The sequence below is a fragment of the Streptomyces sp. Xyl84 genome, from assembly GCF_059731885.1.
In genome coordinates this window covers 2,295,494-2,311,442 of sequence record NZ_AP029182.1, presented here as the reverse complement: position 1 = coordinate 2,311,442, position 15,949 = coordinate 2,295,494, and the positions used below count along the sequence as shown (strand labels likewise).

10 protein-coding genes and 1 pseudogene are annotated in these 15,949 nt (G+C 75.1%); 4 read left to right on the top strand and 7 right to left on the bottom strand.

All coding sequences use genetic code 11. The features are described from left to right. Nucleotides 1–217: 217 nt before the first annotated feature. The 4 genes and pseudogenes from AC6I72_RS09800 to AC6I72_RS09785 all read right to left on the bottom strand — a co-directional run. A pseudogene (locus tag AC6I72_RS09800) lies at nucleotides 218–1,966 on the bottom strand (ABC transporter ATP-binding protein); the annotation flags it as partial. Then, nucleotides 1,963–3,741 carry an ABC transporter transmembrane domain-containing protein gene (locus tag AC6I72_RS09795; RefSeq protein WP_498000443.1) on the bottom strand — a complete coding sequence of 593 codons (1,779 nt, stop codon included), beginning with the start codon at nucleotides 3,739–3,741 and terminating at the stop codon, nucleotides 1,963–1,965. The pseudogene AC6I72_RS09800 and the gene AC6I72_RS09795, both read right to left, overlap by 4 nt. A gap of 20 nt (nucleotides 3,742–3,761) precedes the next feature. Next, nucleotides 3,762–5,630, bottom strand: coding sequence for an ABC transporter ATP-binding protein (locus tag AC6I72_RS09790; protein WP_498000442.1), 1,869 nt, complete (start codon nucleotides 5,628–5,630; stop codon nucleotides 3,762–3,764). Beyond that, complete coding sequence (locus AC6I72_RS09785) at nucleotides 5,627–7,699, bottom strand: ABC transporter ATP-binding protein (RefSeq protein WP_498000441.1); 2,073 nt, start codon at nucleotides 7,697–7,699, stop codon at nucleotides 5,627–5,629. Before AC6I72_RS09785 ends, AC6I72_RS09790 begins: the two co-directional genes overlap by 4 nt. 322 nt (nucleotides 7,700–8,021) lie before the next feature. On the opposite strand from AC6I72_RS09785, the gene AC6I72_RS09780 reads away from it, so the two are divergent. The 4 genes from AC6I72_RS09780 (at nucleotide 8,022) to AC6I72_RS09765 (ending at nucleotide 11,632) form a co-directional block, all read left to right on the top strand. Then, nucleotides 8,022–8,924 (top strand): ABC transporter ATP-binding protein, encoded by a 903-nt coding sequence (locus AC6I72_RS09780; protein WP_498000440.1) that lies wholly within the window; start codon nucleotides 8,022–8,024, stop codon nucleotides 8,922–8,924. Beyond that, nucleotides 8,921–9,670, top strand: coding sequence for an ABC transporter permease (locus AC6I72_RS09775; RefSeq protein ID WP_498000439.1), 750 nt, complete (start codon nucleotides 8,921–8,923; stop codon nucleotides 9,668–9,670). The genes AC6I72_RS09780 and AC6I72_RS09775 overlap by 4 nt, the downstream gene beginning before the upstream one ends. A 62-nt stretch (nucleotides 9,671–9,732) precedes the next feature. After that, entirely contained in the window at nucleotides 9,733–11,001 is a 1,269-nt protein-coding gene (locus tag AC6I72_RS09770; protein WP_498000438.1) for a sensor histidine kinase, read from the top strand. After that, nucleotides 10,991–11,632 carry a response regulator gene (locus AC6I72_RS09765; RefSeq protein WP_498000437.1) on the top strand — a complete coding sequence of 214 codons (642 nt, stop codon included), beginning with the start codon at nucleotides 10,991–10,993 and terminating at the stop codon, nucleotides 11,630–11,632. The genes AC6I72_RS09770 and AC6I72_RS09765 overlap by 11 nt, the downstream gene beginning before the upstream one ends. Before the next feature lie 18 nt (nucleotides 11,633–11,650). Here AC6I72_RS09765 and AC6I72_RS09760 read toward each other — a convergent pair whose 3' ends face one another. From AC6I72_RS09760 to glgX, 3 genes are all read right to left on the bottom strand, one after another. After that, entirely contained in the window at nucleotides 11,651–12,697 is a 1,047-nt protein-coding gene (locus tag AC6I72_RS09760; RefSeq protein WP_498000436.1) for a medium chain dehydrogenase/reductase family protein, read from the bottom strand. Between the two features lie 134 nt (nucleotides 12,698–12,831). After that, nucleotides 12,832–13,398 carry a TetR/AcrR family transcriptional regulator gene (locus tag AC6I72_RS09755; RefSeq protein ID WP_498000435.1) on the bottom strand — a complete coding sequence of 189 codons (567 nt, stop codon included), beginning with the start codon at nucleotides 13,396–13,398 and terminating at the stop codon, nucleotides 12,832–12,834. A 148-nt stretch (nucleotides 13,399–13,546) separates the two neighbouring features. Further along, nucleotides 13,547–15,871, bottom strand: coding sequence for a glycogen debranching protein GlgX (gene glgX / locus AC6I72_RS09750; protein ID WP_498000434.1), 2,325 nt, complete (start codon nucleotides 15,869–15,871; stop codon nucleotides 13,547–13,549). Between the last annotated feature and the right edge of the window lie 78 nt (nucleotides 15,872–15,949).

Sequence of the window (15,949 nt, the reverse complement as noted above, 5' to 3'; positions counted from 1 at the left end):
CGGCCGGTCAGCCCCCGGCCCCGCCCCCGACCACCTCCCGGCCTTCGTCCGCGACCGCCTGCGAGGTGTCGTCCGCGCCCGCCTCCCGGCCTTCGTCCCCGGCCGCCTCCCGGCTCCTGTCCGTGACCGCCTCCCGGTCCTCGTCCGCCACCGCCTCCCAGCCCTCGTCCCCGTCCACCTCCGGGCCCTCGCCTCCGCTCACCGCTGGGCTTTCGTCGCCGTGCCACGTGTGCCACAGCGCCGCGTACGCCCCGCCCGACGCCACCAGCTCCTCGTGGGTGCCCAGTTCGGTGAGCAGGCCGTCCTCCATCACGGCCACCCGGTCGGCGTCGTGCGCGGTGTGCAGGCGGTGGGCGACGGCGATGACCGTACGGCCCCGGAGGACGGCGGCCAGCGCGCGTTCGGCGTGGCGGGCGGTCGAGGGGTCGAGCAGCGCGGTGGCCTCGTCGAGGATCAGGGTGTGCGGATCGGCCAGCACCACCCGGGCCAGGGCGAGCTGCTGGGCCCGGGCCCCGTCGACCGGGTGGGCGCCCGTGCCCAGCCCGGTGTCCAGGCCGTCCGGCAGCTCCCGCACCCAGGCGTCGGCGCCCACGGCACCCAGCGCCGACCACAACTGCCCGTCCGACGCGGCCGGTTCGGCGATGCGCAGGTTGTCGCGGACCGTGCCCAGGAACACATGGTGCTCCTGGGTGACCAGGACGACCTGGCGGCGCAGCAGCTCCGGTTCCAGCGCGGCGACCGGCACCCCGCCCACGGTCACCGACCCCGCGCTCGGCGCGTCCACGCCCGCCAGCAGCCTGCTCAGCGTGGTCTTGCCCGCACCGGACGGGCCCACCACGGCCAGCCGCTCCCCGGGCCGCACGGTCAGGTCGACCCCGCGCAGCACCTCGCCGCCGTTCTCGTAGGCGTAGCGGGCCCCGGTCACGTCGATGCGGTCGTCCGCGGGGGCGGGTGCCCGGTCCGCGGCGGACCGCGGGGCCCCGGCCAGGCCCTCGACGCGGGCGAAGGAGGCGCCGCTGCTCTGCAGCAGCTCGACGTGCATCAGGATCTGGTCCAGCGGCTCGGTGAACTGCCGCAGGTACAGGGCGGCGGCCACCACCGCGCCCACCGTCACCGCGCCCCGCGCGTGCAGCGCCCCGCCGACCAGCAGCACCCCGGCCACGGGCAGCACGTACGACACCTCGACCGCCGGGAAGAACACGCTCCGCAGGAACAGCGTGTACAGCCGGGCGCGCCGGGAGGCGTCCAGTGCCTCGCGGCTCGCCGCGACCCGCCGCCCGGCCAGCCGGTACGCCTCGACCGTACGGGCACCGGAGGCGGTGGCCGCCAGGACCTCGGCCACGGCGGAGTTGGCCGCGCCCTCACGGAGGTAGCCGTCCCGGGCCCGCCGCAGGTACCAGCGCAACGCGCCCCCGACCGGGGCCAGCGCCAGGACCCCGACGGCGCCGAGCAGCGGGTCCAGCAGGAAGACGGCGACCAGCACGAACAGCGCCTGGACGGTGCTGACCAGCAGTTCGGGGCCCACGGTGCGCAGCGTGGTGCCGACCGCGGCCACGTCCGCGGTGCCGCGCGTGGTCAGGTCGCCGGTGCCGGCCCGCTCCACCACCGAGGCGGGCAGGGCCAGCGCCCGGTCCACGAACTCCTCGCGCACCCGTGCGAGAGTGCGCTCGCCGAAGCGGTGCCCGGCGTACCGGGCCCAGCGCGCCAGCAGCAGCTGTGCCAGTGCGGCCACCAGGATGCCCACGGCCGGCCGGTCCACGCCGGCGGTCCCGCCGCCCGCGCGGACGTGGTCGATGATCCGGCCGAGCAGCCAGGGACCGGCGAGTCCCGCCGCGGCGGCCAGCACGTTCAGGACCAGGACGGCCGCGAACGCCCGCCCGTCGGCCCGGACCAGCCGCAGCGCGGCCCGCCGGACCCGCGTCCGCCCGGCGACCGGCAGCCCGCCGGCGGCGTCGTCCGCCGTCATCGCAGGGCCTCCTGAGCAGTTCCCCGCACGGGCGGCTCCGTGTTCTTCCCGGCCGCCGCGGGCGCGGTCCGCCGCGTGCTCCCCTCCGCGTCCCGTGCCACCAGCGCCCGGTACGCCGGCTGCGTGGCGAGGAGTTCGCGGTGGCCGCCCGTCGCCGCGACCCTGCCGTCGACGAGGTAGTGCACGGTGTCCGCGTGGTCCAGGACCAGCGGGGAGGTGGTGGTGACGAGCGTCGTCCGGCCGGCGCGGGCCTGCCGCAGCCGCTTCGCCACCACGGCCTCGGTGTGCGCGTCCAGCGCGGAGGTCGGCTCCACGGCGAGCAGCACCCGCGGACGGGCCAGCAGCGCCCGCGCCAGCCGCACCCGCTGGCGCTGCCCCCCGGACAGGCTGCGGCCCTGCGCGGTCACGGCCGCGTCCAGGCCGCCGGCCCGCCCCTGCACGACGTCCTCGGCGGCGGCCGCCCGCAGCGCCCCGGCCACCTCGTCCGCATCCCGGTCCCGGGCGCCGGACACCACCTCCCGCAAGGAGCCCGCGAACAGGTCCGCCTCGCCGTCCGCGACCAGGATGTGCTCCCGCACGCCGGCGAGCGCGTACGCGTCCAGCCGTACGCCGTCCCAGGTCGCCGCCGACGGCTCGTAGCGGCCCAGGCGGTCGACGATCGCCGCCGCGTCCGCGGGACGGGCGCAGACCAGCGCGGTCAGCCGTCCCGGCTCCACCCGCACGTCCGACTCCGGGTCGTGCAGCGCCGCGGGCCGCGCGGGCGGCGGCAGGGTGCCGCTGTCCTCCTCGGGTTCCAGTCGCAGCAGCCGCACCACCCGGCGCGCGGCCACCACGCCCCGGCTGAGCTGGTAGCCCGACTCGACGAAGAAGGACACCGGGGTCACCAGGACGGCGACGTACCCGTACACCGACACCAGCTCGCCCACGGTGATCCGCCCCTGGGCGGCCAGCCGGGCCCCCAGCCAGGTGACGACGGCGAGGAACAGCACCGGCAGGCCCGTGCCGAGCGCCTGCAGCCAGCTGGTCACCGCGCCCACCCGGTACCCCTGCGCCCGCAGCCGCCCCGAGTCCTGCCGGAACGCGTCCGCGAACAGCCCCTTGCCGCCGAGCCCGTTGAGCACCCGCAGCCCGCCCGCGAGGTCGCCGATCCGCGCGGTCAGCACGCCCTGCCGCTCCCGGTACTCGCCCTCGGCCCGCTGCAGCCGCCGGGTCAGCGGCCCCACCAGCAGCGCGGTCACCGGCGCCCCCAGCAGCACGACCGCGGCCAGCGGCACGGACACCGACAGCAGCACCACCGCCACCGCCACGTAGACGACGGCCGCGCCCACCCCGGGGCCGACCACGGTCAGGCACTGGCTGATGGTCTGCACGTCGCCGACGCCGATGGTGACGACCTCCCCGGCGGCGGTGCGGCGCGGCAGCGCGGCGCCCAGCTTCACCACGTGGTCCACGACGACCTTGACCGTGCGGAAGTTGGCGTCCATGCGCACCCGGGTCATCGTGCGGTGGCGCAGGATGCTCAGCCAGGCGTTGAAGGCGCCGACCGCGAAGAGCGCGCCCGACCACAGGGCCAGCGCGCCCGTGTCGTCGGTCTGGAGCCCGTCGTCGACCGCACGCGACATCAGGTACGGCGTCGCCGCGAGCAGCACCATCCAGACGCTGGCCAGCACCGCGCCCGCGACCGAGCGGCCCGGCTGCCGGGCCACCAGCCACCACAGGTACCACCAGCCGCCCCGGGTGTCGGGCGCGCCCGGGTCCGCGTACGCGTCGATCAAGGGTCCCCCCTCGCAGTCGTTCAGGCCAGGCTGTCGCGCCAGGCGCGGTGCAGGTGCGCGAAGCGGCCGGTGCCCGCGACGAGTTCGGACGGGGTGCCGTCCTCGACGATCCGGCCGTGCTCCATCACCAGCACCCGGTCGGCGATCTCCACCGTGGACAGACGGTGGGCGATGACCACCGCCGTACGGCCCCGCAGGACCGTCGCCATCGCGCGCTGCACGGCCTGCTCGCCGGGGATGTCCAGCGAACTGGTCGCCTCGTCCAGGATCAGCACCGCCGGGTCGGCGAGCAACGCGCGTGCGAAGGCGACCAGTTGTCGCTGGCCCGCCGAGATGCGGCCGCCGCGCTTGCGCACGTCCGTGTCGTACCCGTCGGGCAGGGCGCTGATGAAGTCGTGGGCGCCGATCGCCTTCGCGGCCCGCTCGATCTCCTCGCGGCTCGCCTCGGGGCGGCCGATGGCGATGTTCTCGGCGACCGTCCCGGAGAACAGGAAGGCCTCCTGCGTCACCATGACGACCCCGCGCCGCAGTTCGGGCACGGCCAGCTCGCGCAGGTCCACGCCGTCCAGCAGCACCCGGCCCTCGCTCGGGTCGTAGAAGCGGGCCAGCAGCTTGGCCAGGGTCGACTTGCCCGCGCCGGTGGAGCCCACCACCGCGACGGTCTGCCCGGCCGGGAGCGTCAGGCCGAAGCGGGGCAGCACCTCCCCGCCGGTGCGGTAGGCGAAGCGGACGCCGTCGAAGACCACCTCACGGCCGGGGAGGGCGGACCTGCGGGGCGGCAGCGGACGCGGCACCGGCGGCTCGGGCACCGACGGGGTCTGCGCGAGCAGCCCCGCGATCTTCTCCAGGGAGGCCGCCGCCGACTGGTAGGAGTTCAGGAACATGCCGAGCCGGTCGATGGGGTCGTACAGCCGGCGCAGGTACAGCACCGCCGCCGCCAGCACCCCCAGTTCCAGCGAGCCGTCCGTGACCCGCCAGGCACCCCACAGGACGATCGCCGCGACCGCCGTGTTCGCCACCAGCCGGGAGCCGACGACATAGCGGGCCATCTCCAGGAGCGCGTCACCGTTGGCCCGCTCGTGGCGCCGGTTGAGGGCGGCGAAGGCGGCGTCGTTGGCCCGCTCCCGGCGGAAGGCCCGCACCGGCCGGATGCCGTTCATCGTCTCCACGAACTTCACGATCACCGCCGCGATCGCCGTGGACCGCTCCCGGTACACCCGCCCCACGCGCCGCTGGTAGAGCCGCACCAGCAGGTACAGCGGCACGAACGAGGCCACCGCGACCGCGCCGAGACCGGCGTCGAGCCAGAGCAGCATCGCCGAGATGGAGACGAAGGACAGGACGACGGTGATCAGTTCCTGCAGACCCTCGTTGAGCAGTTCGCGCAGCGACTCCACGTCCGTGGTGGAGCGGGAGATGAGCCGGCCCGAGGTGTAGCGCTCGTGGAAGTCCACGCTCAGCGCCTGCGCGTGCCGGAAGATCCGGCCGCGCAGGTCCAGCAGCACGTCCTGGTTGACCCGGGCGGCGGCCACGATGAACACCCACTGCAGGGCGCCCGAGGCCAGCGCGCACAGCAGGTAGCCGACCGCGACCGCGACCAGCGGCCCGTGGTCGTGGCCCCGGAAGGCCGGGACGGCCGTGTCGATGGCGTACGCCACCAGCAGCGGGCCCGCCTGCACGGCCGCCTGCTGGAGCAGCAGCACGAGCGTGGTGACGGCCACGCGCGCCTTCATGGGCGCCAGCAGCGAGCGCAGCAGTGTGGACGTGGCGCCCGGGGGAGTGGGCAGCACGTCCCGGTCGAAGGGGTCACCGGTGTCACCGGCGGTGCCCGTCCGGGGCAGGTCGTCCTCCTCGCCGGGGGCGGGGACGGACGTCGTGGGGGCCGTCATCGGTCGTCGTCCTCCTCGTCGCGGGGGCCGCCGCCGGACATCAGGCGGGCGTACTCGGCGTTGGTGCGCAGCAGTTCGTGGTGGGTGCCCACGGCGGTGATCCGGCCGCCGGAGAGCAGGGCGACGCGGTCGGCCAGCAGCACCGTGGAGGGGCGGTGGGCGACGATCAGGGCCGTGGTGTCGGCGAGCACCTGGCGCAGCGCGGCCTCCACGGCGGCCTCGGTGTGCACGTCGAGGGCGGACAGCGGGTCGTCCAGGACGAGGAACCGGGGCCGGCCGACGACCGCGCGGGCCAGCGCCAGGCGCTGGCGCTGGCCGCCGGACAGGCTCAGGCCCTGCTCGCCGACCTGTGTGGCGGTGCCCTGCGGGAGGGCGTGCGCGAACCTGGCCTGCGCCACGGCGAGCGCGCGGTCCAGCTCACCGGCGTCCGCGTCTTCGCCGGCGCCCATGAGAACGTTGTCGCCGACGCTCGCGGAGAACAGGGTGGGTTCCTCGAAGGCGACGGCGACGAGGGTGCGCAGGGTCCGCCGGTCCATCGCGCGGATGTCGGTGCCGTCCAGCGTGATCCGGCCGGAGGTCACCTCGTGCAGGCGGGGCACGAGCGCCGTCAGGGTCGTCTTGCCGCTCCCGGTGGCGCCGACCAGGGCCATCGACTCGCCGGGACGGATGTGCAGGTCGACACGGTCGAGCAGGGGCGGGGAGCCGGGCGGGGCGTCGGGGTAGCGGAAGCGGACGTTCTCGAAGCGGAGCCCGCCCGGGACGGGCTCGCCGGGGCCGCCGTCCGCCTTCCCGCCGTCCGCCACGGTGCCGGTGCCGCCGGCCGTGGCGGTGCCTCCGTCCGCCCTCGCGGCGCCGGTGTCTCCGTCCGCCCTCGCGGCGCCGGTGTCTCCGTCCGCCCTCGCGGCGCCGGTGTCTCCGTCCGCCCTCACGGCCGTGAGGGCGCTGTCGCCGCCGCTGCCGGCCGCGGGGCGAGCGTCCGGCGTCACGGTGTCCGGCCCGGTGGACTCCGGTTCCGCGTCCATCACCTCGAAGTACCGCTCGGTGGCGGTCGCCGCCTCCTGGCTCATCGCGAGCAGGAAGCCGATCGACTCCACCGGCCAGCGCAGGGCGAGCGCCGTGGACAGGAAGGCGACCAGCGTGCCCGCCGACAGCCCGCCGTCCGCCACCTGCACGGCGCCCACCACCAGCGTGGCCCCGATGGCCACTTCGGGCAGGCACATGATGACCGCCCAGATGGTCGCCAGCAGCCGGGCCTTGCGCAGTTCGGTGCCGCGCAGGGTGGCCGACAGCTCGCGGAACGCCCGCGCCTGGCTGCGGTGCCGTCCGAACCCCTTGATGATGCGGATGCCGAGCACGCTCTCCTCGACCACCGTCGTCAGGTCGCCGACCTGGTCCTGCGCCAGCCGCGCCACGTGCGCGTACCGCGTCTCGAAGAGGGCGCTCAGGGCGATCAGCGGCACGGCGGGCGCCAGCATCACCAGGCCCAGCGTCCAGTCCTGGAGCAGCATGATGACGATGCCCACCAGGATCGTCACACCGTTGACCAGCAGGAACGTCAGTGGGAAGGCGAGGAACTGACGCAGCAGCATCAGGTCGGTCGTGCCCCGGGACAGCAACTGGCCCGACGCCCAGCGGTCGTGGAAGGCGACCGGCAGCCGTTGCAGGTGCCCGTACAGGCCGGCCCGCATCCCGGCCTCGACGTTCGCCAGCGGGCGGGCCACCAGCCACCTGCGCAGCCCGAACAGCAGGGCTTCGGCGATGCCGAGCAGCAGCAGGTACAGCGCGCCCAGCCACACACCGCCCTGGTCCCCGTCGGCGACCGGCCCGTCCACCAGCCACTTCAGGACCAGCGGGATCACCAGCCCCACGCAGGAGGCGACGATCGCCACGAACGCGGCGGCGGACAGCCGCGTGCGCACCGGGCGTACGTACGGCCACAGGCGCAGCAGCGTCCTGACGGCCGACCGTCCGGCGGCCGGGGCGGCGGGGCCGGCGGGCCGGGACGGCTCGCCGGGGCGGGCGGGGGCGGCAGGGGTCCGGGCGGTAGGAGGCGTAGGTGTAGTGGACATCACTGCGGAGACTACGGACCGGCACTGACATCGCCCACCGAGTTTTGGCCGACCCCGCCCTGCCGGGGCCGCCCTCCGCCGCGCCCCCGTCCCGCCGGTACCGCCCGCCCTGCGCCGCACCTCCACCCGGGCCCCGGCCGGCGCACCACCCCTGCGCGCCCCTCGCGCGCCCGTGCACCGGCCCGCCCCCGGCCTCCGCCTTCGCCCGGTCGGCGGACCCCGCCCGTCGTCCGGTCGTAGCGCCGCATCGGCCGATCGGCTGATGCCGCTTCGAGCGCGTCGGGCGATGTGCGCGGATGCCGCCGGCCGGGACCCTGGTGCCATGTCCGTCATCGAAGTCAGCGAACTGCGCAAGTCCTACGCCGGCCGGGCCGTCGTCGACGGCGTCTCCTTCGCCGTCGAGGAGGGTGAGATCTTCGGCGTCCTCGGCCCGAACGGCGCCGGCAAGACCACCACGGTGGAGTGCGTCGAGGGCCTGCGGGTGCCCGACGCGGGCCGGGTCCGGGTCACCGGGCTCGACCCGGTCACCGACCACGAGGAGGTCGCCCGTGTCCTCGGGGCGCAGCTCCAGCAGAGCGAGCTGCAGCCCAAGCTCACCGTCCGCGAGGCGCTGGAGCTGTACGCCTCCTTCTATCCGCATCCGGCCGACTGGCGCCCGCTCGCCGAGCGCCTCGGCCTCACCGGCAGGCTCACCACCCGCTTCGCCAAGCTGTCCGGCGGCCAGAAGCAGCGCCTGTTCATCGCGCTCGCCCTGGTCGGCAACCCCCGGGTCGTCGTCCTGGACGAGCTGACCACCGGGCTCGACCCGCGCGCCCGCCGCGACACCTGGCAGCTCATCGAGGACGTCCGGGCGGGCGGCGTCACCGTCCTGCTGGTGACGCACTTCATGGAGGAGGCGCAGCGGCTGTGCGACCGGATCGCCGTGATCGACCAGGGCCGGATCGCCGCCCTGGACACCCCGCAGGGGCTGATCCGGCGTTCGGCGGGCGCCACCGTCATCAGCTTCACCCCGTCCGCGCCGCTGGACGAGCGTGAGCTGAACGCGCTGCCCGACCTGGCGTCGGTGACGTCCAAGGACGGCCGGATCACGCTGTCCGGCACCGACACCACCGTCAACGCCGTCATCACCCTGCTCGCCCGCCACCACATCACCGCCCACCAACTCCGCGTCGCCGACGCCACGCTCGACGACGCGTTCCTGGACCTGACGGAGGCCGCCGTATGAGCAGCGCCCTGGTGAACCCGGCCGTGCTGCGCACCGAGATCCGCCTGTTCCGCCGCGAGCCCGGCGCGATCTTCTGGATCCTGCTGTTCCCCGCCCTGCTGCTGGCGATCCTCGGATCCGTCCCGTCCTTCAGGGAGCACGACAGCGGGCTCGGCGGGCTGCGGCTCATCGACGTCTACGTGCCCGTCGCGGTGCTGCTCGGCATGATCCTCGGCGGGCTGCAGGCCATGCCGCAGGTCCTCACCGGCTACCGCGAGCGCGGCATCCTGCGCCGGATGTCCGCCACTCCGGTCCGGCCGCTCGTCCTGCTCTCGGCGCACATGGTGCTCTTCGCGGGTGCCGCGCTGGTGTCGGCGCTGCTCGCCCTGTCCGTCGGCCGCCTCGCCTTCGGCGTACGCCTGCCCGAGCAGCCCTTCGGCTACGCGCTCGCGCTGCTGCTGGCCGTCTGCGCCGCCCTCGCGCTGGGCTCCGTCGTCTCCGCGCTGTCGCGCACCACGAAGATCGCCGGCGCGATCGGGGGCGCCGTCCTCTTCCCGATGATGTTCTGCGCGGGCCTGTGGGTGCCGGTGCAGTCCATGCCCCACGTGCTCGCCCGGATCGTCGGGTACACGCCCTTCGGGGCCGCCGCGCAGGCCCTGAACCAGGCCGCCGCCGGTCACTGGCCGGGCTGGACCCACCTGGGCGTGCTGGTGGCGTGGACGGTGCTGCTCACCGCCGGCGCCGCCCGCTGGTTCCGCTGGGAGTGACCTCCCTCATGCCCGACACCGGGGCCGTGCCCGAGAGAGGGGCCGTGCCGGACACTGGGGCCATGCCGGACCCCACAGCCACGACGACCGCCGAGTGGAAGCAGCCGCGGGCCTCCTTCGACACCTGGGGGCCCTACGCCCTGCTCGTCGTGGCCGTGCTCACGGCGGCCGGCTCGGCCGTCGCGGTCGGCATGAGCCGGCGCGAGATCGCCGTCGCCGTCGTCCTGGTGCTCGTCGCGCTGGTCCTCCAGGCGGGATGGACGCGCTGGGCCCGCGAGCGGCCGATGCCGGGGCGGGCCAGCGCCTGCTTCTACTTCGCGCGCTGGACCCTGGGCTTCGTCCTGACCTGGCTCAACCCGTTCTTCGCCTTCTACGCCGTCGCCGGCTACTACACCGCGGCCCGGCAACTGCCGCGCCGGCTGGTGCTGCCCGGCCTGTGCCTGACCGCCGTCACCATGGCCGGCAGCGAGATCGGCGGGATGCCGCCGCACGGCCTGGTCCTCTGGTTCGGCTTCGTCGTGGTGCTCGGCGCCAACGCCGGCCTGGTCCTCGTGTTCACCCGGTACGCCGACCAGGAGCAGGCCCGCGCCCGCACCCAGGCCGCCAGCATCTGCGAACTGGAGCGCACCAACACGGCGTTGCAGCAGGCCCTCGACGAGAACGCCGCGCTGCACGCCCAGCTCCTCCTCCAGGCCCGCGAGGCCGGTGTCGCCGACGAGCGCCGGCGCCTGGCCGCCGAGATCCACGACACCCTCGCCCAGGGGCTGACCGGCATCATCGCCCAGCTCCAGGTGGTGTCCGCCGCACCGGACGAGGCGACGGCCCGCGAGCACGTGGGCCGCGCCATGGACCTGGCCCGGCACAGCCTGGGCGAGGCCCGCCGCTCGGTGCACAACCTCGCCCCGGTGGACCTGGCGGACGCCGGGCTGCCCGAGGCGCTGAAGAGCACCGTCGCCCAGTGGGGCGAACGCACCGGGACCCGGGCCGACTTCACCGTGACCGGCACCGCCCTGCCGCTGCACGACGAGGTCTCGGCGACACTGCTGCGCATCGCCCAGGAGGCCCTGTCCAACGCCGCCCGGCACGCCCGCTGCTCCCGGGTCGGCGTCACCCTGTCCTTCATGGGCGACGTGGTCCTGCTGGACATCCGCGACGACGGCCGGGGCTTCGACCCGCTCGCCGTGCCCGCCCGCACCCGCGCCGGCGGGTTCGGCCTGGACGGCATGCGCGCCCGCGCCGAACGCATCGCGGGCTCCCTGACGGTCGAGTCCGAGCCCGGCCACGGTACCGCGGTCTCGGCTCGCGTACCTTTGGTGGGCGATGACCGATGACACGCCCGTCTCCCTGCTGATCGTCGACGACCATCCCGTCGTACGGGACGGTCTGCGCGGCATGTTCGAGGCCGCCCCCGGTTTCACCGTGCTCGGCGAGGCGTCCGGCGGTGCGGAGGCGGTGGAGAAGGCCGCCGCGCTCGACCCGGACGTCGTCCTCATGGACCTGCGGATGCCGGGCGGCTCGGGCGTCGACGCGATCCGGGAGCTGACCCGCCGCGGTGCCCGCGCCAAGGTGCTCGTGCTGACGACGTTCGACACCGACTCCGACACGCTGCCCGCGATCGAGGCGGGCGCCACCGGTTACCTGCTCAAGGACGCCCCGCGCGAGGAGCTGTTCACCGCGGTGCGGGCCGCCGCCGAGGGCCGTACGGTGCTCTCCCCGGCCGTCGCCTCCCGCCTGGTCTCCGCGGTCCGCGCCCCCGCCGCGGGCAGCGAACCGCTCTCCGCCCGCGAGCGCGAGGTGCTGGTCCTGGTCGCCCGCGGCACCTCCAACCGGGAGATCGCCCGGGAGCTGTTCATCAGCGAGGCCACGGTGAAGACCCACCTCACCCACCTGTACGCCAAGCTCGGCGTCAAGGACCGGGCGGCGGCCGTCGCGGCGGCCTACGACCGGGGGATCCTCGGCTGACCGGCCCCCAGGCACGGGTCAGCCGACGGCGGGGGCGCCCGGCGCGATGACGACCTTGCCGACCACGGACCCGGACTCGGCGTACCGCAGGGCCTCGGCGGCCTGGTCGAGCGGGTAGACGCGGTCGATCCTGGCCGTCAGGGCCCCGGAGCGGAGCAGCGCGAAGACCTGCGCGAGATCCTCGCGCAGCAGCGCCCGGAAGCGCTCGGGGCGCCTGGCCCGGCCGGCCCACAGGTTGAAGAAGTGGGCGCGGCGGCCGTTGGGCAGCGCGTTCCACAGGAGCAGCCGGCCCACCAGCGCGAGGACCGGGATCCTGCCGTTCCCGGGCGCGTCGCGGGTGGCGGCGCTGCCGTAGGAGACGAGGGTGCCGCCGCGGGCGAGCATCCGCCAGGAGTCCTTGATGCCCGGGCCGCCGACGTGGTCGAAGACGGCGGCCACGCCGTGCGGGGCGAGGGCGCGGACCTGGGCGGGCACGTCGCGGCGGTAGTCGACGGGGAGGGCGCCCATCGCGCGGACGGCTTCCTGGTTGCGGGCGGAGGCGGTGCCGATGACCCGCACCCCGTGGGCGCGGGCGAGCTGGACCAGGACGCTGCCGACCCCGCCGTTGGCGCCGTGCACCACGACGGTCTCGCCCGGCCGCACGCGCGCGCCGCGGTGCAGCATGCGCCAGGCGGTGGCGCCGTTGGTCACCAGCGTCTCCGCCTCGGCCGCACTCACGCCGTCGGGGACCGGGACGAGGTCGGCGGCCTCCAGCAGCGCGTGGTCGGCCCAGCCGCCGGTCTTGGTCAGCGCGGCGACCCGCTGCCCCGGGGCGGGGGACGGCTGCCCCGGTACGGGCTCGCCGACCGCCTCCACGACGCCGACGAGGTCGTAGCCGGGGACGAAGGGGAAGGGCGGCATGTCGTAGTACGTGCCGCGGCGCATCTGCTGCTCCGCGAAGGTCACGCCGCTGGCCTCGACGCGGACCAGGGCCTGGCCGGGCCCCGGCTCCGGCAGGTCGCGCACCCGGGTCCGCAGGGTCTCCGGCTCCCCGGGGGCGGGGAGGACTATCTCGGTCACACGCATGGCTGTTCTCCGTCTCGATATGAGTGGTTGACCACTCACTGAATGGTTCCGGAAAAGGGCGGCTGCCGGGCCGGTGACGGGCCCGTCGGCCGCCCGTGGAGGGGGCGAGGGGTGGGGTGAGGGTGGGGCGGGTGTCAGTGGTGCCGGATGCCCGTGGCCAGCGTCCGCGTCCAGGGCGCGTCGACGGAGTCGGCGTCGAGCGACACCAGCAGGTGGCACAGCATGCCGACGGCGAAGAAGCGCTGGACCTGCTCCTCGCCGCCCCCCGAGGTGCCGCGGACGTACTCGACCGTACGGGCGTAACCCGCGCGCACGGCCTCCCGGACGGCGGGCTCGGAGACCGCCGCCGCCTGGGCGTGCAGCTGGACCAGCATGAGGTCGTTGTCGCTGATCAGCCTGGCGTAGGCGTCCCCCATGGCGGACAGGACCGCCTCCGGTGTGCTGTCCGCGGCCTGGGCGGCGCCCTCCTCCAGGGCCGCCCGCACCCGCACGAAGCAGCGCTCGACGACCGCCGTGAACAGGGCCTCCTTGGTGGGGAAGAGCCGGTAGACGTACGCCTGGGAGATGCCGGCCGCCCTGGCCACCTCGTTCGTGGTGGTGCCGAAGTAACCCTTGGCCGCGAAGGTGCCGACGGCGGTGTCCAGGACCGTCTCGCGGCGCTCTTCGGCGGTGGACAACTGGCGGGGGCGTTCCGTCTTCATGTGTGTAGTCAACCACTCATACTTTCGGCCGTCAACCGGTCAATCCGTCAACCACGGTGAACAGCCGTGAACGGCCGTGATCCCGCCACCCGTCGGCCGCTCACCCGCACCCCGCGACGGCACCCGCACCGCCCGCGGCCGGCGGATCTCAGCCGGCCACCCTCAGCAGCAGCACCGTGCGCCCCGGCACGGTGACCACGGTCCCCGCCGGGTGGGTTCCGCCGGGCTCCCCGGCCTGGTCCTCGCGGCCGGTGTCCACCACCACCTCGTAGCGCTCCGCCCACGGCGGCCCCGGCAGGACGAAGTCCACCGGCGCCTCCCCGGCGTGCAGCACGGCCAGGAAGCTGTCGTCGAGGACCGGTGCGCCGCGCTCGTCCCGGCCCGGGATGTCCCTGCCGGACAGGTACATGCCCAGCGTGGCGGCGGGCGCGTACCAGTCGCCCTCCGTCATCTCGGTGCCGCGCGCGGTGAACCAGGCCAGGTCCCGCAGCCCGTCCGCCGAGTGCGCGAGCCCGGAGAAGAACGCCCGGCGGCGCAGCACGGGGTGCCGGTGGCGCAGCGCGATCAGCCGGGACGTCAGCTCGGACAGCGCCTTCCAGCCCGGGTCGTCGAGCAGGCTCCAGTCCAGCCAGCCGATCTCGTTGTCCTGGCAGTAGGCGTTGTTGTTGCCGCGCTGGGTGCGGCCCAGCTCGTCGCCCGCGACCAGCATCGGCACGCCCGTGGACAGCAGCAGCGTGGTCAGCAGGTTGCGCAGCTGCCTGCGCCGCAGCGCCCGGATCCGCTCGTCGTCGCTCTCGCCCTCCGCGCCGCAGTTCCAGGAGCGGTTGTCGTCCGAGCCGTCCCGGTTGCCCTCGCCGTTGGCCTCGTTGTGCTTGCGGTCGTAACTCACCAGGTCGCGCAGGGTGAAGCCGTCGTGCGCGGTGACGAAGTTGACGGACGCGTAGGGGCGGCGCCCGCCCCAGGCGTACAGGTCGCTGGAGCCGGACAGCCGGTAGCCCATCTCCCGCACGTCCGGCAGCGCGTGGCGCCAGAAGTCCCGTACGGCGTCGCGGTAGCGGTCGTTCCACTCCGCCCACAGCGGCGGGAAGGCACCCACCTGGTAGCCGCCCGAACCGATGTCCCACGGCTCGGCGATCAGTTTGACCCGGCGCAGCACCGGGTCCTGCGCGATGACGGCGAGGAACGGGGAGAGCATGTCGACGTCGTGCAGCGAACGGGCCAGCGCCGCCGCCAGGTCGAAGCGGAAGCCGTCCACGCCCATCTCGGTCACCCAGTAGCGCAGCGAGTCGGTGATCAGCCGCAATACGTGCGGCTGGACGACGTTCAGGGTGTTGCCGCAGCCGGTGTAGTCGGCGTACCGGCGGGCGTCGGGCGCGAGACGGTAGTAGCGCTGGTTGTCGATGCCCTTCAGGGACAGGGTGGGACCGTACTCGTTCGCCTCGGCGGTGTGGTTGTAGACCACGTCCAGGACGACCTCGATGCCGGCCGCGTGCAGCGCGCGCACCATCCGCTTGAACTCGCCCACCTGCTGCCCGGCGGTGCCGGAGGCGGCGTAGGCGGCGTGCGGGGCGAAGTAGCCGATCGAGTTGTAGCCCCAGTGGTTGCGCAGGCCGCGGCGCAGCAGGTGGTCCTCGTGGGCGAACTGGTGCACCGGCAGCAGCTCCACCGCCGTCACCCCCAGCTTCACCAGGTGCTCGATCGCCGCCGGGTGGGCGAGACCGGCGTAGGTGCCCCGCAGCTCCTCGGGGATGCCCGGGTGCAGCTTGGTGAAGCCGCGCACGTGCAGCTCGTAGATGACGGAGTCCGCCCAGGGCGTCTTGGGGCGCCGGTCGTCCGACCAGTCGTCGTCGTCCTGGACGACCACCCCCTTGGGGACGAAGGGCGCCGAGTCGCGGTCGTCGCGCACGGTGTCGGCGACGTGCTGCTCCGGCCAGTCCCGTACGTGCCCGTAGACCTCCGGGGGCAGCGCGAACTCGCCGTCCACCGCGCGCGCGTACGGGTCGAGCAGCAGCTTCGCCGGGTTCCAGCGGGCGCCGGTCCACGGGTCCCAGCGGCCGTGCACCCGGAAGCCGTAGCGCCGGCCCGGCAGCACGCCGGGGACGAAGCCGTGCCAGATCTCGTGCGTCAGCTCGGTCAGGCGGGCCCGGGTCTCCCGGCCGGCCTCGTCGAACAGACAGACGTCGACCGCCTCCGCGCCGCCCGCCCACAGGGCGAAGTTCGTCCCCGCCACCCCGTCCGGGCCCACCCGGAAGCGGGCGCCCAGAGGGGTGGGCGCGCCGGGCCACACGGGCTCGGCGGGCGGCGGAGCGGCGCGCCGCGCCCCGGTCACGACCCCGGACGGACGCACGCCCTCACCGGCGCGCCCGGCGTCACCGGAGTGCCCGTCGGCACCGGTGCGCCCGGCGTCACCCGTGCGCCCGTTCCCGGTGGCGCGCCCGCCCGCCACCGCCTCCTGCTCGGCTGCGCTGGACACCTGGTCGGCCCCTTTTTTCGGCTGGTGCGGCTCGTTCGGCTCCGGTCCGTCTCCGCGGCTTCCTCCCGGCGCGGCTTC